Source organism: Streptomyces sp. NPDC019224 (genome assembly GCF_040632605.1).
Classification (GTDB): Bacteria; Actinomycetota; Actinomycetes; order Streptomycetales; family Streptomycetaceae; genus Streptomyces.
The window spans coordinates 57,864-76,957 of record NZ_JBEYCF010000033.1 but is presented as its reverse complement, the minus strand read 5'-3'; the positions used below and the strand labels follow the sequence as shown (position 1 = coordinate 76,957).

At 72.8% G+C, this 19,094-nt stretch carries 16 protein-coding genes and 1 tRNA gene; 12 read left to right on the top strand and 5 right to left on the bottom strand.

Features of this window, described 5'->3' with window-relative positions; genetic code table 11:
* Window positions 1-118: 118 nt before the first annotated feature.
* Window positions 119-2,599 (bottom strand): hypothetical protein, encoded by a 2,481-nt coding sequence (locus ABZ564_RS21290; RefSeq protein WP_360858588.1) that lies wholly within the window; start codon window positions 2,597-2,599, stop codon window positions 119-121.
* 83 nt (window positions 2,600-2,682) lie between these two features.
* Between ABZ564_RS21290 and ABZ564_RS21285 the strand changes: the two genes are divergently transcribed.
* On the top strand, window positions 2,683-3,129 hold the full coding sequence (locus tag ABZ564_RS21285) for an SRPBCC family protein (protein WP_360858585.1): 447 nt from the start codon (window positions 2,683-2,685) through the stop codon (window positions 3,127-3,129).
* Between the two features lie 39 nt (window positions 3,130-3,168).
* Window positions 3,169-3,240: transfer RNA gene (locus tag ABZ564_RS21280), tRNA-Val, on the top strand.
* 82 nt (window positions 3,241-3,322) lie between these two features.
* Here the strand turns inward: ABZ564_RS21280 and ABZ564_RS21275 are convergent.
* Window positions 3,323-4,048, bottom strand: a complete 726-nt coding sequence (locus tag ABZ564_RS21275) for a 3'-5' exonuclease (protein ID WP_360858583.1) — start codon at window positions 4,046-4,048, stop codon at window positions 3,323-3,325.
* Window positions 4,049-4,236: 188 nt separating this feature from the next.
* Between ABZ564_RS21275 and ABZ564_RS21270 the strand changes: the two genes are divergently transcribed.
* The 3 genes from ABZ564_RS21270 (at window position 4,237) to thrS (ending at window position 8,116) form a co-directional block, all read left to right on the top strand.
* Window positions 4,237-4,803 carry a DUF4365 domain-containing protein gene (locus ABZ564_RS21270; protein WP_360858580.1) on the top strand — a complete coding sequence of 189 codons (567 nt, stop codon included), beginning with the start codon at window positions 4,237-4,239 and terminating at the stop codon, window positions 4,801-4,803.
* Window positions 4,804-4,814: 11 nt separating this feature from the next.
* A complete protein-coding gene (locus ABZ564_RS21265) occupies window positions 4,815-6,038 on the top strand; it encodes a hypothetical protein (protein ID WP_360858602.1) in 1,224 nt (407 codons plus the stop codon).
* A 101-nt stretch (window positions 6,039-6,139) separates the two neighbouring features.
* Window positions 6,140-8,116: a threonine--tRNA ligase gene (gene thrS / locus ABZ564_RS21260; RefSeq protein ID WP_360858577.1), complete on the top strand. Its 1,977-nt coding sequence runs from the start codon at window positions 6,140-6,142 to the stop codon at window positions 8,114-8,116.
* Window positions 8,117-8,216: 100 nt separating this feature from the next.
* On the opposite strand, the gene ABZ564_RS21255 is transcribed toward thrS, so the two are convergent.
* The gene (locus tag ABZ564_RS21255) at window positions 8,217-8,897 is read right to left on the bottom strand and encodes a potassium channel family protein (RefSeq protein ID WP_360858574.1); all 681 of its coding nucleotides are present in this window, start codon (window positions 8,895-8,897) and stop codon (window positions 8,217-8,219) included.
* Window positions 8,898-8,963: 66 nt separating this feature from the next.
* Here ABZ564_RS21255 and ABZ564_RS21250 point away from each other — a divergent pair, with 66 nt between their 5' ends.
* A complete protein-coding gene (locus tag ABZ564_RS21250) occupies window positions 8,964-9,524 on the top strand; it encodes an HIT domain-containing protein (protein ID WP_360858571.1) in 561 nt (186 codons plus the stop codon).
* A 61-nt stretch (window positions 9,525-9,585) separates the two neighbouring features.
* Here the strand turns inward: ABZ564_RS21250 and ABZ564_RS21245 are convergent, their stop codons facing one another.
* Complete coding sequence (locus tag ABZ564_RS21245) at window positions 9,586-11,256, bottom strand: hypothetical protein (RefSeq protein WP_360858568.1); 1,671 nt, start codon at window positions 11,254-11,256, stop codon at window positions 9,586-9,588.
* Between the two features lie 153 nt (window positions 11,257-11,409).
* The gene (locus ABZ564_RS21240) at window positions 11,410-13,617 is read right to left on the bottom strand and encodes an elongation factor G-like protein EF-G2 (protein WP_360858566.1); all 2,208 of its coding nucleotides are present in this window, start codon (window positions 13,615-13,617) and stop codon (window positions 11,410-11,412) included.
* Between the two features lie 388 nt (window positions 13,618-14,005).
* Here ABZ564_RS21240 and pgsA point away from each other — a divergent pair, with 388 nt between their 5' ends.
* The 6 genes from pgsA to pdxT all read left to right on the top strand — a co-directional run bounded on the left by pgsA (window position 14,006) and on the right by pdxT (window position 19,040).
* A complete protein-coding gene (gene pgsA, locus ABZ564_RS21235) occupies window positions 14,006-14,656 on the top strand; it encodes a phosphatidylinositol phosphate synthase (RefSeq protein WP_360858563.1) in 651 nt (216 codons plus the stop codon).
* Window positions 14,653-15,588 (top strand): phosphatidylinositol mannoside acyltransferase, encoded by a 936-nt coding sequence (locus ABZ564_RS21230; RefSeq protein WP_360858560.1) that lies wholly within the window; start codon window positions 14,653-14,655, stop codon window positions 15,586-15,588. The genes pgsA and ABZ564_RS21230 overlap by 4 nt, the downstream gene beginning before the upstream one ends.
* Window positions 15,585-16,742, top strand: coding sequence for a glycosyltransferase family 4 protein (locus tag ABZ564_RS21225; protein ID WP_360858558.1), 1,158 nt, complete (start codon window positions 15,585-15,587; stop codon window positions 16,740-16,742). Before ABZ564_RS21230 ends, ABZ564_RS21225 begins: the two co-directional genes overlap by 4 nt.
* 81 nt (window positions 16,743-16,823) lie before the next feature.
* Complete coding sequence (locus ABZ564_RS21220) at window positions 16,824-17,369, top strand: hypothetical protein (protein ID WP_360858555.1); 546 nt, start codon at window positions 16,824-16,826, stop codon at window positions 17,367-17,369.
* Between the two features lie 150 nt (window positions 17,370-17,519).
* Window positions 17,520-18,440, top strand: a complete 921-nt coding sequence (gene pdxS, locus ABZ564_RS21215) for a pyridoxal 5'-phosphate synthase lyase subunit PdxS (RefSeq protein ID WP_360858552.1) — start codon at window positions 17,520-17,522, stop codon at window positions 18,438-18,440.
* A gap of 6 nt (window positions 18,441-18,446) precedes the next feature.
* Window positions 18,447-19,040 carry a pyridoxal 5'-phosphate synthase glutaminase subunit PdxT gene (pdxT, locus tag ABZ564_RS21210; protein ID WP_360858549.1) on the top strand — a complete coding sequence of 198 codons (594 nt, stop codon included), beginning with the start codon at window positions 18,447-18,449 and terminating at the stop codon, window positions 19,038-19,040.
* Window positions 19,041-19,094 lie beyond the last annotated feature (54 nt).

The window sequence follows — 19,094 nt, the reverse complement described above, 5'->3', positions numbered from 1 at the left end:
CCTCTACCCATCTGCTTCTTACACACCTATGTGGTAAGTGGTTCCAACCATTTATCGCCCACCCCGGACCGACGCCCCGGAAGCTCCGAGAGCTTCCGGGCCGTCGGCGTTCCCGCCCTCACCGCATCCGCCCCAGCGCCTCCTTCACCCGCCGGGCATCGCGCAGCCGCTTCTCGTACGTCGCCCCCACCGCGAGCAGCAGCACCCCGGCCAGTGCCGGCGCCACCCACCGCGGCAGCGCACCCGCCACCTGCACCACGTACGGCGTGAGCTCGTGCAGCGCGTCCAGCGCCAGCACCCCGCCGCCCAGCACCAGCAGCGCCTGGAGCCGCAGCCGCGCACCCGCCAGCGTGATCACCAGGGCCGCCACCCCCAGCAGCAGCGGACGCGTCCAGTGCGGGTCCACCCAGGCCGCGCCCAGCGACGGCACCAGCGTCACCGTGAGACCCGCCCCGTACGCCGTCCACGAGGAGGCCGACGGATCGCGGCGCCGGCGCAGCACCCCGACCACCAGAGCCGGCACGGTCACCGGCAGGGTGTAAGCCTCCGGCGCCGACACCCCCGCCACCATGAGCCGCACCCAGGCCGCCAGGACGAACAGCCCGGTCGCCAGGTACCCGGCGAGCGGGCGCCGCTCCGGGCGCAGCGCCGTCCCCGCCGCCAGCACCCCGCACAGCGCCAGCACCAGCGCCAGGAAGCGCGCGTCGCCCGCCGCCGTCGCGACGGCCACCGCGCCCGCCGCCGCACCGGTCACCTCGACCGGCAGCGCCGCCGGGTGGCCCTTCAGCCGGGCGCCCAGCAGCGCCGTCACCGCCGGGACGGCCAGCAGCAGCGGAGCCGCCTCGTACGCAGCGAGCCCCAGCGAGGCCCCCAGCGCGGCCATCGGCACCACGGCGCCCACCACAGCCGCACACGCCGACGCGCGCACCGCCGCCGGCGACGCCCCCTCCTGCCGGTCCAGGGCGACCGCGAGCGCGACGAACACCGCCACCAGCAGGCCGAACGCCGTGTACGTGGCCGCCTCCGTCGCCAGCGACAGCAGCCCGGCGCCCGCCGCGCCGCCCGCCCCGACCACTCCGGCCGTCAACGCCACGCCCCGCGCGCCGCCGCGCAGCGCGCCCACCGCGACGCCGAACGCTGCCACGGCCAGGGCCAGCTGCACCGCGAGGGCCGCCGCGAAGGACAGGTCCAGCACGGCCGGCAGCACCATGAGCCCCGCCCAGGACAGCACCACCCCCGCCGAGCCCGCAGCGCCGCGCCACGCCGGCCCGGGCACCGCCACCGGCCCGGCCCAGCGGAGCACGCCCTCCCACCACCGGTACGCGGCGCCGAGCACCCAGGCCACCAGCAGCATCACCACCGGCGCGGCCGCCGTCCCGTCCCACGGCAGGTCCGTCGCGCCCCCCGCGGCCCGGGCCCCGCCCCGCGGGACCCCGGACCACACCGCACCCAGCCGCGACACCGGACCCGCCGCGACCACCGCCACCGGAGGCAGCGACATCAGCACCGCGCCCGCCGTCACCACCGCCGAGGCCCACCCGAGCCCCCGCGCCGCCGCGACCCCCAGCGGAGCCTGCACGGCGGTGAGCAGCGCCCCGGCGCACAGCAGGTACATCAGCACCTGCCAGCCCTCCGGAACCCCGGCGGCGGCCACCCCGCCGACCGCCGCCACGGTCGCGAGACCGGCCACCATGCCCCCGGCCCCCGCGAACGGCGCCGGAGCGCTGCGGGCCCCCGCCAGGGCGAGCGCGGCACCGGCCAGCAGCACCGCTCCCGGCGCAACGGCGCCGACGGGCCCGGCGGCCGTCAGCGACTCCACCAGCGCCACCAGCAGCCCGGCCCCGCCCGTCACACACAGAGCGACGCACGCCGTGACCCGTGCCGAGGCCCGCCCGGCCCGCAGCGCCACCACACCGTCCAGCGCCGCCGTCACCAGCAGTGCACCGGAGAACCACAACGGCCCACCACCCGCCGCCCATGTCCACAGCACCAGTGGCAGCTGCACGGCGGACACCGCGAGAGCCAGCGGGAACCGCAGCCGGTCCAGGAGCAGCCCGTAGGCCGTCCACAGCGCCGCGAGTACCGTCGCGGCGCCGGCCGTGTAAGCGGCACCGTCCGCATCCGGCACCGCCACCCAGTACACCGCGTACGCGTCGAGCACCATCAGCACCGAGGCCAGCGCCGCCAGCGCCTCCGCCGTCGCGGACAGCCCCCGCCGCAGCAGCACCGCCGGCGCGACCAGCGCCCCCGCCGTGATGGCCGTCAGGACCGCACTGCGCCCGCCGATCCCCATCTCGCCCCAGCTCACCAGGGTGAAGGCCAGCGCGGCAACCGTCAGCAGCAGCCCGCCGAGGACGAGCAGCACGTTCTGCGCACTGCGCGCGGTGGCCGCAGGAGCCGGCCGGCCGAACGCCCCGGCGCTCCGGCCCGTGGGTGCCGTCCACGGTCCGGGACCGGCGGCAGGCGCCGCACCGGCGGTGCCCAACACCCGCACCAGCCAGGCGCGTCGGATCAGCAGCTGGGACCGGCGGGCGTCCAGCCGGGCCAGTTCACGGTCGAGGATCGCCAATTCCTCGGCGGGCGGCGGTACATATTCCATGGACGCGAGTGTGCTGCGCGCCACGCCGACGGACATGCGCACCCGTACTCAGATCCCCGCCTGAGTACGGGCATCCTGGGGAAGTGAACTGGAACCACTACCGATTCGTCAGCGTATGGGAGCTTCCCGCACCGCCCGGCGCCGTCTACGCCGAGCTCGAACGCATCGAGCACTACCCGCGGTGGTGGCCGCAGGTCCGCGAGGCCACCCGCTCCGGCAACGGTTCCGGCACCACCCGCATCCGCTCCCTCCTCCCGTACGACCTCGTCACGTCCGTGCGCGAACGACGCCACGACCCGGCGAACGGCATCCTCGAAGCCACCCTCGGCGGCGATCTCGACGGCTGGGCCCGCTGGACGGTCACCGCCCACGGACCCGGCACCCGCGTCGTGTACGAGCAGGAGGTCGAGGTGCGCAGGACGCTGCTGCGGATCCTCGCGCTGCCGTGCCGGCCGGTGTTCCGCGCCAATCACGCCCTGATGATGCGGGCCGGGCGGCGCGGGCTCGCGGCCCGGCTGCAAGCGGTTTGAACCATGGCCGCCCCGCCCTGTATGGTTCAACCCGTTCCCGGGCGATTAGCTCAGTGGGAGAGCGCTTCGTTCACACCGAAGAGGTCACTGGTTCGAACCCAGTATCGCCCACCCCGGGAGAGGCCGGTCCGTCAGCACCATCGACGGACCGGCCTCTGCGTGTCCGCGACCCTGTCCCGCCGGCCGCGGACGTTCACGCGGCGGTACGCAGCTCCGGGCGCAGCGGCCAGGCCGGGTCCACCGTCTCCGGCGTCCCGCTGCGGGCGAACCATGCCTGGAGCCCCCGCGCCTGAGCGGCGTGCCACACCGCCTGGAGCGTGTGCAGCTCCGCCGGCGTCAGCCGCTCGAGCCGGGTCGCGAACCGGCGCCCCACCGCCCGGACCAGCTCCAGCGAGGCCGCCGCGTCCGCCGCCGCGTCATGCGCCCCGTCCAGCAGCACGCCGTACAGCTCACACAGGTCCGTGAGCGTGCGCCGGCCCTTGCGGTATCGGTCCAGATGTTTGTCCAGCACCCGGGGATCGAGCACGCACAACGGCGACCGCTCCAGATACGTGCCCAGTGACGCCGCCCGGTGCCGCTTCAACTCCCGGTCCAGCAGGGTCAGATCGAACGGCGCGTTCATCACCACCAGCGGCCGGCCCGCCGCGCACTGCTCGGCCAGCGCCCGGGCCATCTCCTCCACCGCCGGAGCCGGCCACCGGCCGTTGCGCTGGAGGTGGTCGTCGGTCAGCCCGTGGATCTCCGTCGCGCCCGGGGGCACCGGCACCCCGGGATTCACCAGCCAGCGGGTGACGCGCACCGGGCCCTCCGCTCTGTCCTGGACGACGAGGGCGGCCGAAACGATCCGGTCCTCCTCGACGTTCACACCCGTCGTCTCCGTGTCGAAAGCGGCCAGCGGCCCTTCGTACCAATGAGTCATCCCCGAACTCCTCGCACCGCACGGCAGATGGCGTGATTCCCCTGCCCGGTTCGGTGATACCCGCGCCCTTTGCCTGATACGCCGTTTGGGGGCGGTCCCGTGCGGTGACAACACAGGTACCGGCAGTGGAAGTCGCCCGCCCGGTACCCCTCATCCCCATTGACACAGCCCGGAAGGCTTACGGAGCCATGGCGCTCGCGCAGCCAGAACCGAGCGGGCTGCTGCCCCAGCGGACGGCACCGCTGCGCGGCGCACTCGCCACCACCGCCTGCATGGAGACGCTCCAGGTGGGCTATCTGCACGCCGTCGCCGCCGCGGCGGGCTGCTCGCTGTCGCAGCCCTTCCCCGACAACGGCATCGACTGGCACGTCAGCCACGGCGCCCCCGGCCATGTCGTCGACGACGAGGTGACCATCAAGGTCCAGCTGAAGTGCACCTACCAGATACCGCCCCGGCCCCCCGGTGCGACGTTCTCCTTCACGCTCGACAACGCCCACCTCGTGAAGCTCGCCCGGACGCCCGTCTCGGTGCACAAGATCCTGGTCGTGATGCTCGTACCGCGCAGCCAGGACGACTGGCTGCGCGCGGGGCCCGACAGCCTCGACCTGCGGCACTGCTGTTACTGGACCAATCTGGCCGGCCACCCCGTGACCGGCCGCCACCGGACCACCGTGCGGCTCCTGACCTCGCGCGTCTTCGACGACCGGGCGCTCTGCGAGATCATGACCCGTGTCGGGGCGGGAGGGAGACCCTGATGCACCGGCCGATGGACGAGCCCGTCAACCAGCCCGATTCCGTACGCCTCCCCGGCCCGTCCGGTTTCCCGGGCGAGGCCGCCGCACCCTCCTGGAGCCTGCCCGACCCGGCCCGCGTCGACCCGGCCGTCCTGGGAGCCCTGCTCGCCCGGCACGGCTGGCAGCGGCGCGGCGGGAGCGGCGGCCCCTACAGCCGCTGGATCCCGCCCGGCGGCACCGCCAGCCTGCTCGTGCCCCGCAGCCGGGTCCTCCCGGACAGCGAGGAACTGCTGGGCGAGGCCCTGACCGCGCTCGCCCGCAGCGCCGCACCCTCCGCCCGCGAGGTCCTGGTCGCCCTCACCGTGCCCAGCGACGAGATCCGCTGGCGGCGCGAGGTCCCGGAACCCGCCGCCGGGGCCGCCGACTGGCTCGGTGCGGAACAGCTGCACAGCGCCGCCCGGCAGATCCTGCTGGCCGGTGCCCTCGCCGTCCGGGGCCGGGCCGGCTACCACGGCGCCCGCCGCCGCAAGCGCGCCCTCGCCGCCCTCGGACCCGTCCTCGTCGGCCCCGCGCCCGGCGGCCGGACGCTCACCGCGTTCGTACCCGTCGCACCGGGCCGCCCCGCCGCCGTACGCCTCCACCACGCCCTGCACGCCACCCGCGAGGCCGTCGACTACCAACGGGCGACCGGCGGCATGGAAGCCTTCGACAACGCCGTGGCGGCGGGCGTCAGCCGTGAACTCACCGAGGCGCTCGTCGCCCTCGTCCGGGGCTCGGCGGGGGCCGCGATCGCGCTGGACTGGGCGCCCGCCGCCGGAACCCCCGACGGCTGCCCCGCCCGCCCCGAACCCGTCGAGTTCTCCCCGGGCGACCTGCCCGCCCTGCGCCGGGCCGGCGCCCGCTACCTCCGCGACGAGCCCGCCGTCACCGTACGGATCACCGGCGCCGTCGTCCGGCTGCGCCGCTCCGGGCCGCGCGGGGCCGGGATCGTACGGCTGCGGGTGCTGGCCGGCGCCGAGGTGCCGCACGTCCGGATCGAGCTGGACGAGGAGGCGTACCGGATAGCGGGCCAGGCCCACCTGGTGGGGCTGCCGGTACGGGTGGAGGGCCGGCTGGAGAGCCGGGGCGGCTTCCGGCGGCTGACCGGGGCCTCGCAGGTCGTTCCGGTCCAGGTCGACGACGAGGAACGGGACCGGCTGATGAAGTCGCTCCAGGAGAACGTGGACTCCTTCGAGGAGGCGTGCACGGGGGAGTAGGCCGGAAACCGGCCCTTTCGCAATGGGGGCCCTCGGCTCGGTACGATTCCTTCTGCACGCGCTAGAGGAATGCGGTGCGCCCCCTGAGTCAGGAGAGACCGGTGTCAGACGTCCGTGTGACCATCCAACGCGATTCCGAGCGGGAAGAGCGCGTGGTGACGACGGGCACTACGGCGGCCGACCTCTTCCCCGGCGAGCGCACCGTCGTCGCCGCCCGCGTCGGCGGCGAGCTGAAGGACCTCGCCTACGAGCTCCAGGACGGCGAGACCGTCGAGCCCGTCGAGATCTCCTCCGAGGACGGCCTCAACATCCTGCGGCACTCCACCGCGCACGTCATGGCCCAGGCCGTGCAGGAGCTGCACCCCGAGGCCAAGCTCGGCATCGGCCCGCCGGTCAAGGACGGCTTCTACTACGACTTCGACGTCGAGAAGCCGTTCACGCCCGAGGACCTCAAGGCCATCGAGAAGCGGATGCAGGAGATCCAGAAGCGGGGGCAGAAGTTCGCCCGCCGGGTCGTGACGGACGAGGCCGCCCGCGAGGAGCTGGCCGACGAGCCGTACAAGCTGGAGCTCATCGGTATCAAGGGCTCCGCCTCCTCGGACGACGGCGCGGACGTCGAGGTGGGCGGCGGCGAGCTGACCATCTACGACAACCTCGACCCGAAGACCGGCGAGCTGTGCTGGAAGGACCTCTGCCGGGGCCCGCACCTGCCGACGACCCGGTTCATCCCGGCGTTCAAGCTGATGCGGAACGCTGCCGCGTACTGGCGGGGCAGCGAGCGCAATCCGATGCTCCAGCGCATCTACGGGACCGCCTGGCCGACCAAGGACGAGCTGAAGGCGCACCTGGAGTTCCTGGAGGAGGCCGCCAAGCGCGACCACCGCCGCCTGGGCACCGAACTGGATCTCTTCTCCTTCCCCGACGAGATCGGCCCCGGCCTCGCCGTCTTCCACCCCAAGGGCGGCGTCATCCGCCGGGCCATGGAGGACTACTCGCGGCGCCGCCACGAGGAGGAGGGCTACGAGTTCGTCTACTCGCCGCACGCCACCAAGGGCAAGCTCTTCGAGAAGTCCGGCCACCTGGACTGGTACGCCGACGGCATGTACCCGCCCATGCAGCTCGACGACGGGGTGGACTACTACCTCAAGCCGATGAACTGCCCGATGCACAACCTGATCTTCGACGCGCGCGGCCGTTCGTACCGTGAACTGCCCCTGCGTCTCTTCGAGTTCGGCACGGTGTACCGGTACGAGAAGTCGGGCGTGGTGCACGGCCTGACCCGCTCGCGCGGCTTCACGCAGGACGACGCGCACATCTACTGCACCAGGGAGCAGATGGCGGAGGAGCTGGACCGGACGCTCACCTTCGTCCTGAACCTGCTCCGCGACTACGGGCTCACCGACTTCTACCTGGAGCTGTCCACCAAGGACGAGACCAAGTTCGTCGGCTCCGACGAGACCTGGGAAGAGGCCACCGAGACGCTGCGCCAGGTCGCCGAGAAGCAGGGGCTGCCCCTGGTCCCGGACCCGGGCGGCGCCGCGTTCTACGGTCCGAAGATCTCGGTGCAGGCGCGCGACGCCATCGGTCGGACCTGGCAGATGTCGACCATCCAGCTCGACTTCAACCTGCCGGAGCGGTTCGACCTGGAGTACACCGGCCCGGACGGCTCCAAGCAGCGCCCGGTCATGATCCACCGCGCGCTGTTCGGTTCCATCGAGCGCTTCTTCGCGGTGCTCCTGGAGCACTACGCGGGTGCGTTCCCGGTGTGGCTGGCCCCGGTCCAGGCGGTCGGCATCCCGATCGGCGACACGCACATCCCGTACCTCCAGGAGTTCGCGGTGGAGGCGCGGAAGAAGGGGCTGCGCGTCGAGGTGGACGCGTCGTCGGACCGGATGCAGAAGAAGATCCGCAACCACCAGAAGGCCAAGACGCCGTTCATGATCATCGTCGGTGACGAGGACATGAACGCGGGCACGGTCTCGTTCCGGTACCGCGACGGGTCGCAGGAGAACGGCATCGCCCGTGACGAGGCGATCGCCAAGCTCGTTGACGTGGTGGAGCGTCGCGTGCAGGTCTGATCTGTTCCCCGCGCAAGCGGGGATGACCCGGACCCGGAGAAGTCCGTCGGCTGCGACGAGATCTGCTTCCCGCGCAAGCGGGGATGGGCCCCCGGCCGAGCTACCCGCTCGCCGGGGGCCCCTTCTCGTCCTCCCTCCGGAACACCTCGATCAGCCACGACGAGAACGCGCCCGTCACCGCCCCCAGCAGCCCCAGCCCGCACGCCATCAGGCCCACCGCGATGAACCGGCCCACCGGCGTCACCGGCACGGCGTCCCCGTACCCCACCGTCGTCAGCGTCTCGCACGCCCACCAGACGGCGTCCCCGAACGTGCGGATCGAGGCACCCTGGGCGTCGTGCTCCCGGTGGTACACGCCGAGCGCCGCCGAGAAGCCGAGGAGGACGGCCGTCATCCCCGCGTACGAGATCACCCGCGCGTACAGGGTGAGGCGGGGCCGGTCCCGCCTCACCTGGACCGCCGTGTAGATCTGCACCATGCGCAGCGGGCGCAGCAGCGGCAGCACCAGGACGAGGGTGTCGAGCCAGCGCACCCGGACGAAGCGGAGGCCGAGGCCGCTGAGCCTGAGCCGTACCGCGTAGTCCAGGACGAAGATCAGCCAGGTCGCGCCGACGAGGGCGAGGGAGATGTCGTGCCAGGGCTGGGTGTCGTCCGGGGCGAGTACGCGGAAGGCGTAGCCGGCCAGGAAGACCAGTGAGGCGGCGAGGAGCGACACCTCGGTGCGCCGCTCCCACCGGGTGAGAGCGGGAGGGGAGGACCGGTCCGGGGTGCGCGCGCTCATCGGCCCAGCATCGCGGGGCACGGCCGGGACCGGCCCCGGCGACACGCTCCGCACAGGTGAAGCAATATGCTGGCCGGCATGACGAGTGAGCCGGAGCAGCAGATCGGAGTGGGGACGCCCGACGCGTTCCAGCGCCTGTGGACGCCCCACCGGATGGCGTACATCCAGGGCGAGAACAAGCCGACCGGCCCGGAGGCGGGGGACGGCTGTCCGTTCTGCGGGATTCCGGAGAAGTCGGACGAGGACGGGCTCGTCGTCGCGCGCGGTGAGAAGGTCTACGCCGTGCTGAATCTTTACCCGTACAACGGGGGGCACCTGATGGTGGTGCCGTACCGGCATGTCGCGGACTACACGGAGCTGGACGGTCCGGAGACGGCGGAGCTGGCCGATTTCACGAAGCGGGCGATGAGCGCGCTGCGGGCGGCCTCGGGTGCGCACGGTTTCAACATCGGGATGAACCAGGGAACGGTGGCGGGTGCGGGGATCGCCGCGCATCTGCACCAGCACCTGGTGCCCCGGTGGGGCGGCGACGCCAACTTCATGCCGGTGGTGGGGCACACCCGGGTGCTGCCGCAGCTGCTGGCGGACACGCGGAAGATGCTGGCGGACGCCTGGCCGGCCGTCTGATCTCGCTCTTCGCGCGGGGCGCTCCGGATTTCCGGGGCGCCCCGTTCGCGTGCGCGGGCGGTCATGCGTCGTAGAGGTCGGCCTTGCCGGGGGTGGGGGCCTGGACCAGGCCGCTCAGGACCGACGAGCGATTGTCGAAGCGGTCGGTGTCGACGCCGTGCTCCTTCAGGACCTTGATGGCGGCGTTGTGGACGACGCGCAGGACGGGGGTCGCGGCGCGCATGGCGTCGTCGGCCATGAAGCGGTGGCGCCAGGGCTTCTCGGCCCAGGCGTGCCGGAGGCCGAAGGGCTCGGGCAGGGCGATCTTGCCGCCGAGGTAGTCCAGCAGCGGCGGGTACCAGGTGAAGGGGGCGCGCAGGGCGAGGCGGGTGACCTCGTGGGCGTCGACGAGGGCGAGGGTGATGTCGCGGGTCTCCCAGAACCGGACGGTCTTGTTGACGGTCCTGGTCTTCGCGGCGGGTTTGCTGGTGAAGAGGGAGTGGACGGGGCCCAGGGCGTGTCCGGTGACCTCGATGCGCAGGGTCTCGTAGAGGACGGTGACGGTGATCATCATGGTGATGACGAGCTGGCCGTCCCAGAGGGTGAACTGGACGCCGAGGTAGTGCCGGTCTCCGCCGCCGAACTGCTGGTGGTTGCAGATCCGCTGTATCTCGTGGGGCTTGATCTGGAAGGTGGCGACGTCCTCGCCCTGGGGGCGGGTGACGGAGTCGGCGTTCTCCCCGATGGGGGTGACGATCCAGTGGGTGACGGAGGGGGCGGGGAATCCGCCGGTGTTCAGCGGGCCGCGTTCCAGCAGCTTGAGCTGGTCGTGGATGACGCGGATGACGTCCCAGCTGCGGAACTGGTGGATCTCCTTGCCGGGCTCCTTGGGGACGAGGTCCTCGGCGAGCTGCCAGCTTCCCCAGCGGGTGCCCATGCCGAGGATGCCCTTGGGGCCGGCGTAGAAGACGGAGTTGGACTGCTGTTCGGCGGAGAGCTTCTCCAGGCCCTGGCGCAGGGCCTCGCGGGCGGTCTCGCTGGGGTTCTTCGGGACCGTCTCGGGGATCTTGGCGGTGACCCCGCCGCCGGAGAGCAGGCCCTCCCAGCGGGCGCGCATGTCCTGGGCGGACTTCTCCGCGATCCGTTTGGCGAGGTACCAGCCGATGACCGGGGCTACGAACATCGCCCGGAGGTAGAGGCCGAGGAGTCCGGTCAGGGGCAGTCTGATCATCAGGAAGACGATGCCGATGCCGAGGAGGGGCAGCAGGCTGTTGCCGAGCGCGGTCAGGCCCCTGTCCTTGGTCTTGGCGAAGCCGTCGCGCAGCCGGAAGGCGATGACCCACAGCAGCATGCCCGGCAGGAACAGGAAGCCGAACAGCACGGTGACGGCGGTGAGTCTGGTGTCGCGCGCCTTGCGGAGGCTGGTCGCGGAGAGGCAGTGCTCGACGACGGTCTGGGGGTCGGTGCCGAAGGACTGGATGAGGTCCTTGCGGGCGCCGCCGAGCATGCGCTCCTGGACGGCGCGGGAGAACGCCTCGCCGAGGTTGGGCTTGAAGTAGTCGGACTTGAAGAGCGCGGAACGGCCCGCCTTCACTTCGGACTTGTGCCACTCGCTGTTGGCTTTGAGGATGTCCTCCACCGGGCTGTCGCGGTACGCGGCGGAAGCGAGGGCGTTGGTCGCCACCGCCGCGCCTGCCGACCCCTGGAGCGGAATCTGCGCTCCGGGAGAGAAATCGAATCCGTTGCTGGCCACTGTCGCCCCCACTCGCCACCGAGGAACCGCTCCTGCGGCTGTTTCCCAACTGCCGTGCCCGGCACACTTTCTGAGCTGGGGTCTCAGCGTATCGTCCGGATACGTACCTCGTCCTGTCCTGTGGACAACGGCCGGCGGGAACGGTCCTTCGCGTCACCCCTGCCGGGCGTGGACGCGGTCGGCGAGCTGTGCGGGCATGGGCTCGTGGCGGGCGTACGAGCGGTCGAAGCGGCCGGTGCCGTGGGTCAGCGCGCGCAGGTCGACCGCGTACCGGCCGATCTCCAGTTCGGGTACGTCGGCGCGTACGAGGGTGCGTCCGGTGCCCGACTGCTCGGTGCCGGTGACCCGGCCGCGGCGGCCCGAGAGGTCGCTCATCACCGGGCCGACGTAGTCGTCGGGGACGAGGACGCGGACCTCGGCGACGGGTTCCAGGAACCGGACGTGCGCCTCGGCGGCGGCTTCGCGCAGGGCCAGGGCGCCGGCGGTCTGGAAGGCGGCGTCGGAGGAGTCCACGGAGTGGGCCTTGCCGTCCCGCAGGACGACCCGGATGTCGACGAGCGGGTGGCCGGCGGCGACGCCCCGGGCGGCCTGGGCGCGGACGCCCTTCTCGACGGAGGCGATGAACGGACGGGGCACGGCCCCGCCGACGACCCGGTCGACGAATTCGACGCCGGAGCCGGCCGGGAGGGGTTCGACGTCGATCTCGCAGACCGCGTACTGGCCGTGGCCGCCGGACTGTTTGACGTGGCGGCCGCGTCCGGTGGCCGGGCCGGCGAAGGTCTCCCGCAGGGCGACGAGGTACGGGACGGTGTCGACCTGGACGCCGTAGTGGTCGCGCAGCCGGTCCAGGGCGACGTCCAGGTGGGCTTCGCCCAGGCACCACAGGACGAGCTGGCCGGTGTCCGGGTTCTGTTCGAGACGCATGGCCGGGTCCTCGGCGGCGAGGCGGGCCAGGCCGTGCGAGAGCTTGTCCTCGTCGGCCTTGCTGTGCGCCCGGACGGCGAGCGGCAGCAGGGCGTCGGGGGTGGTCCAGGGTTCCAGCAGCAGCGGGTGGCCGGTGCCGGAGAGGGTGTCGCCGGTCTCGGCGGTGTCGAGCCGGGCGACGCAGGCGAGGTCTCCGGCGACACACGCGTCGAGGGGGCGCTGCTGTTTCCCGAAAGGTGAGGTGAGGGCGCCGACGCGGGTGCGTGCCTCGTGGCAGGGGCGGTCCCCGTGCGCGGGGTCGCCGAGCCCGTGGCCGTAGACGTGCACGGTGTCCTCGGGGCGCAGGGTGCCCGAGAAGACGCGGACGAGCGAGAGCCGGCCGACGTACGGGTCGGAGGACGTCTTGACGACCTCGGCGACCAGGGGGCCCTCGGGGTCGCCGTCGAGGGCGGGGAGCGGGGAGCCGTCGGGGGTGGTGACGGCGGGCAGCGGGTGTTCGAGCGGGGTCGGGAAGCCGCCGGTGATCAGGTCGAGGAGTTCGACGGTGCCGATGCCCTGGCGGGCGCCGTCGGCGGCGGGTGCGGCGGCGAGGACGGGGTGGAAGGAGCCGCGGGCCACGGCGCGTTCGAGGTCGGCGACGAGGGTCTCGGTGTCGATGGTCTCGCCGGCGAGGTAGCGGTCCATCAGGGTCTCGTCCTCGCTCTCGGCGATGATCCCCTCGATGAGCCGGGCCCGGGCCCCGGCCAGGGGCACTCGCTCGTCGTCCGTCGGCGGACGCTCGGCACGCTCGCCGCCGGAGTAGTCGAAGACCCGCTGCGGGAGCAGGCCGGTGAGGCCGGTGAGCGGGGCGTGTCCGTCGGCGGCCTCGGGGCCGAGCACGGGCAGGTGGAGGGGGAGCACGGCGTCGGGGTCGTCGGCGCCGAAGAGTTCGCCGCAGAGCCGGGTCATCGCGTCGAAGGGGGTGCGGGCGGTGTCGAGACGGGTGACCACGATGGCGCGGGGCATGCCGACGGCGGCGCACTCCTCCCACAGGGCGCGGGTGGTGCCGGCCACGGCCTCGGCCTCCTGGGCCGCCGAGACGACGAAGAGGGCCGCGTCCGCCGCCCGCAGCCCGGCCCTGACCTCCCCGACGAAGTCGGCGTAGCCCGGCGTGTCCAGCAGGTTGATCCGGAAACCGCCCCAGTCCACGGGGACCAGGGAGAGCTGGACGGACCGGTTCTGGCGGTGCTCGATCTCCTCGTGGTCCGAGACGGTCGTGCCGTCCTCGACCCGGCCCGCCCGGTTGACGGCGCCCGCGGTCTGCGCGAGCGCCTCGACGAGGGTGGTCTTGCCGGAGCCGCTGTGGCCGACCAGCGCCACGTTGCGCAGGGCGCGGGGATGGCCGGCCCTCGGTGTCCCTCCGGCGGCTCCGGTATGCGCGCGCGTCTTGTCGCCCATGGTTCGTGCCTCCTGTCGGCCGGCACACGGGCACGCACTCGGAAGCCGGCACGGCGGCTGTGGCGACGCCCGCGGTCTTTCGAGCTTTGCACTCCCCGCGGGCCGCGTCCATACGTCGCGTCCGCGGGGGCGGGGTGCCCGGACGTGGAGGGAGCAGGGCGTGACTACGATGGGCCCGGAGGGTGCTGAAGACCCCGGCCGGGCTCGCGGTGTCCGGCACGCACGTCTGCCGCGTTGCCGAAACGCCCCCATGGCTCAGCCATGGAGGCGCTCCGGCGCCTTGCAGCCGCACGCACCGGACGCCGCTCCCTGATCCGACCAGGACCTTCAGCACCCTCCAGCCGGTGGCCGACGGGGCCACGCGGCCCACCGACCCCTCGGGAAGGCCATGCTGAACAAGTACGCGCGTGCCTTTTTCACGCGTGTCCTCACGCCGTTCGCCGCACTCCTCCTCCGTCTCGGCGTGAGCCCGGACGCGGTCACCCTGATCGGCACGGCCGGGGTGATGGCCGGAGCACTGGTCTTCTTCCCGATGGGGGAGTTCTTCTGGGGCACGATCGTCATCACGGTCTTCGTGTTCTCCGACCTCGTCGACGGGAACATGGCGCGCCAGGCCGGCATCTCCAGCCGGTGGGGCGCGTTCCTGGACTCCACGCTCGACCGGGTCGCGGACGGGGCGATCTTCGGCGGTTTCGCCCTCTGGTACGCGGGCAGCGGCGACGACAACGTCCTGTGCGCGGTCGCGATCTTCTGCCTGGCGAGCGGGCAGGTGGTCTCGTACACCAAGGCGCGCGGTGAGTCGATCGGGCTGCCGGTCGCGGTCAACGGGCTCGTGGAGCGTGCCGAGCGTCTGGTGATCTCGCTGGTGGCGGCCGGTCTCGCGGGTCTGCACAAGTTCGGCGTGCCGGGCATCCAGGTGCTGCTGCCGATCGCGCTGTGGATCGTCGCCGCCGGCAGCCTCGTGACGCTGGTCCAGCGGGTCGTCACCGTGCGCCGCGAGTCCGCGGAGGCGGACGCGGCCGACGCGGCCGGGGAGTGAGCGTGGCCGGCGCCGACGCGCGGCCCGGTGCGAGGGAACGGCTGAGCGACGCGCTGTACGGGCTGGGCTGGGCGGCGGTCAAGACGCTGCCCGAACCGGCCGCCCGGGCCCTGTTCCGTACGCTCGCCGACCAGGTGTGGAAGCGGCGCGGCAAGAGCGTGCTGCGGCTGGAGGCCAACCTCAAGCGGGTCGTGCCGGACGCCGACCCGGCCCGGCTCGCCGCCCTGTCGCGGGCCGGGATGCGCTCGTACATGCGCTACTGGATGGAGTCGTTCCGGCTGCCCACCTGGAGCCCGGAGCGGATCAAGGCGTCCATCGACGTGACGGACGCGCACCGGCTGACGGACGGGCTCGACTCGGGGCGCGGGGTGATCCTCGCCCTGCCGCACCTGGGGAACTGGGACCTGGCCGGGGCGTGGGTCACCACCGACCTGAAGGTGCCGTTCACCACGGTCGCCGAGCGGCTGAAGCCGGAATCGCTGTACGACCGGTTCGTCGCCTACCGCGAGGGCCTGGGCATGGAGGTGCTGCCGCACAACGGCGGCGCCGCGTTCGGGACACTGGCCCGGCGGCTGCGGTCGGGCGGTCTGGTCTGTCTGGTCGCCGACCGCGATCTGTCGTCGTCGGGGGTCGAGGTGTCGTTCTTCGGCGACACGGCCCGGATGCCGGCCGGCCCCGCGCTGCTGGCCCAGCAGACCGGCGCCCTGCTGCTGCCGGTGACGCTCTCGTACGACGACACGCCGGTGATGAAGGCACGCGTCCATCCGCCCGTCGAGGTGCCGGAGTCAGGTGACAGGGCCGGGAGGACGTCCTCGATGACGCAGGCCCTGGCCGACGCGTTCGCCGTGGGCATCGCCGAGCACCCGGAGGACTGGCACATGCTGCAACGGCTCTGGCTCGCCGACCTCGAACCCCGCGGAGACCAGCAGTGAAGATCGGCATCGTCTGCCCGTACTCCTGGGACGTCCCGGGCGGTGTGCAGTTCCACATCCGTGACCTGGCCGAGCACCTGATCCGGCTCGGCCACCAGGTGTCCGTGCTGGCGCCCGCCGACGACGAGACGCCGCTGCCGCCGTACGTGGTCTCCGCGGGCCGGGCCGTGCCCGTCCCGTACAACGGCTCGGTGGCCCGGCTGAACTTCGGGTTCCTGTCGGCGGCGCGGGTGCGGCGCTGGCTGCACGAGGGCACGTTCGACGTCATCCACATCCACGAGCCGACCTCGCCCTCGCTGGGGCTGCTGACGTGCTGGGCGGCGCAGGGCCCGATCGTCGCCACGTTCCACACGTCCAACCCGCGTTCCCGGGCGATGATCGCCGCGTACGCGATCCTGCAGGCCGCGCTGGAGAAGATCAGCGCGCGGATCGCGGTCAGCGAGTACGCCCGCCGGACCCTCGTCGAGCACCTGGGCGGCGACGCCGTGGTCATCCCGAACGGCGTGGACGTCGACTTCTTCGCCCGGGCCGAACCCAGGCCCGAGTGGCAGGGCGGCACGATCGGCTTCATCGGCCGCATCGACGAACCCCGCAAGGGCCTGCCCGTCCTGATGCGCGCCCTGCCCGCGATCCTGACCGCCCGCCCGGACACCAGGCTGCTGGTGGCCGGCCGGGGCGACGAGGAGGAGGCCGTCGCCTCCCTGCCGAAGGAGATGCGCGCACGCGTGGAGTTCCTCGGCATGGTGAGCGACGAGGACAAGGCGCGGCTGCTGCGCAGCGTCGATGTGTACGTGGCGCCCAACACCGGCGGCGAGAGCTTCGGCATCATCCTGGTCGAGGCCATGTCGGCGGGCGCGCCGGTCCTCGCCAGCGACCTGGACGCCTTCGCGCAGGTCCTGGACCAGGGCGCGGCGGGCGAGCTGTTCGCCAACGAGAACGCGGACGCGCTGGCCGAAGCGGCGATCCGGCTGCTGGGCGACCCGGAGCGGCGGGCCGAGCTGCGCGAGCGCGGCAGCGCCCACGTCCGGCGCTTCGACTGGTCGACGGTCGGTGCGGACATCCTCGCGGTGTACGAGACGGTGACGGACGGCGCCGCCTCGGTCGCCGCGGACGAACGCACGGGGCTGCGCGCCCGGTTCGGACACACGCCTTAGGCCCGTCGCGCGGACCGGTCGGGGCCTCGCGGGTCCTGGGCCGGGCCTCGCGGCGGGCGTCGGCCGGTAGCCTTGCCGCCCGTGACCGCAACCCTCATCTGGGCCGTCGTCGTGCTCGTCGCGATCGGCCTGTACCTCAGCTGGACCGCCGGCCGCCTCGACCGGCTGCACACCCGTATCGACGCGGCCCGGGCAGCCCTCGACGCGCAACTGCTGCGCCGGGCCTCGGTCACCCAGGAACTCGCCACCTCCGGGGTCCTCGACCCCGCCTCGTCGATCGTGCTGTACGAGGCCGCGCACGCCGCCCGGCAGTCGCCCCCGGACCATCGCGAGGTCGCCGAGAGCGAGCTGAGCGCCGCCCTGCGGGCGGTGTTCGGCGAGAGCGCGCAGGTGGAGGCGGTGCGGGAGATCCCCGGCGGTCAGGAGGCGGCGTCCGAGCTGGCGGCCGCGGTGCGGCGGGTGCCGATGGCCCGCAGGTTCCACAACGACGCGGTGCGGGCGGCGCGGGCCCTGCGACGCCATCGCACGGTGCGCTGGTTCCGGCTGGCGGGGCACGCCCCCTTCCCGCTGGCGTTCGAGATGGACGACGAGCCGCCGGTGGCCCTGGCGGACCGCCCCGGCAGCTGACGGACAGCGGCCCGTCCCCGTACGCACAGGGGGCGGCCAAAACGATCCACCGGCCTCTCATTGGCCCTTGCTGTGGACTGGTGCCGGGGAGTTTGCTCGGGAGTGCGTCATTCGGCGCTCCCGCATCCGTTCCCCCAGTGAGGTCCACCCGTGTCCACGCTTCCCAGCACCACGCAGTCCGCCGACACCCCGGCCACCGGCACCGCCCGCGTCAAGCGCGGCATGGCCGAGCAGCTCAAGGGCGGCGTGATCATGGACGTCGTCAACGCCGAGCAGGCGAAGATCGCCGAGGACGCGGGCGCCGTGGCCGTCATGGCCCTGGAGCGGGTGCCGGCCGACATCCGCAAGGACGGCGGCGTGGCCCGGATGTCCGACCCGAACATGATCGAGGAGATCATCGAGGCGGTGTCCATCCCGGTGATGGCCAAGTCCCGCATCGGGCACTTCGTCGAGGCGCAGGTCCTGCAGTCCCTCGGCGTCGACTACATCGACGAGTCCGAGGTCCTGACCCCGGCCGACGAGGTCAACCACAGCGACAAGTTCGCCTTCACCACCCCGTTCGTCTGCGGCGCCACCAACCTGGGCGAGGCGCTGCGCCGTATCGCCGAGGGCGCGGCCATGATCCGCTCCAAGGGCGAGGCAGGCACGGGCAACGTCGTCGAGGCCGTCCGCCACCTGCGCCAGATCAAGAACGAGATCGCCCGGCTGCGCGGCTACGACAACAACGAGCTGTACGCCGCCGCCAAGGAGCTGCGCGCCCCCTACGAGCTGGTCAAGGAGGTCGCCGAGCTGGGCAAGCTGCCCGTCGTGCTGTTCTCCGCGGGCGGCGTCGCCACCCCGGCCGACGCGGCGCTGATGCGCCAGCTCGGTGCCGAGGGCGTCTTCGTCGGCTCCGGCATCTTCAAGTCCGGCGACCCGGCCAAGCGCGCCGCCGCCATCGTGAAGGCCACCACCTTCTACGACGACCCGAAGATCATCGCGGACGCCTCCCGGAACCTGGGCGAGGCCATGGTCGGCATCAACTGCGACACGCTGCCCGAGGCCGAGCGCTACGCCAACCGCGGCTGGTAGTCACCGATGAGCGACACCCCTGTGATCGGAGTCCTGGCCCTCCAGGGCGACGTACGGGAACACCTGATCGCCCTGGCCTCGGCGGACGCCCTGGCCAGGCCGGTCCGGCGTCCCGAAGAGCTGGCCGAGGTGGACGGCCTGGTCCTGCCCGGCGGCGAGTCCACCACCATGTCCAAACTGGCCGCCCTGTTCGGCATGCTGGAACCGCTGCGCGAGCGGATCGCGGCCGGGATGCCGGTCTACGGCACCTGCGCCGGGATGATCCTGCTCGCCGACAAGATCCTCGACCCCCGCTCGGGCCAGGAGACGCTCGGCGGCATCGACATGATCGTGCGCCGCAACGCCTTCGGGCGGCAGAACGAGTCCTTCGAGGCGGCCGTCGAGGTGGCCGGGATCGACGGCGGACCGGTGGAGGGCGTCTTCATCCGGGCCCCCTGGGTCGAGTCCGTGGGCGCCGGGGCGAAGGTGATCGCGGAGCACGGCGGCCACATCGTGGCCGTACGGCAGCAAAACGCCCTCGCCACGTCATTCCACCCGGAACTGACCGGAGACCACCGCCTCCACGCGTACTTCACCGAGATGGTGCGCGCCGCCGGGTGACTCGGTCCCGGTAGGATCTCTCGGGTTCGTACGGAATTTGGTGACGCGAAGGAG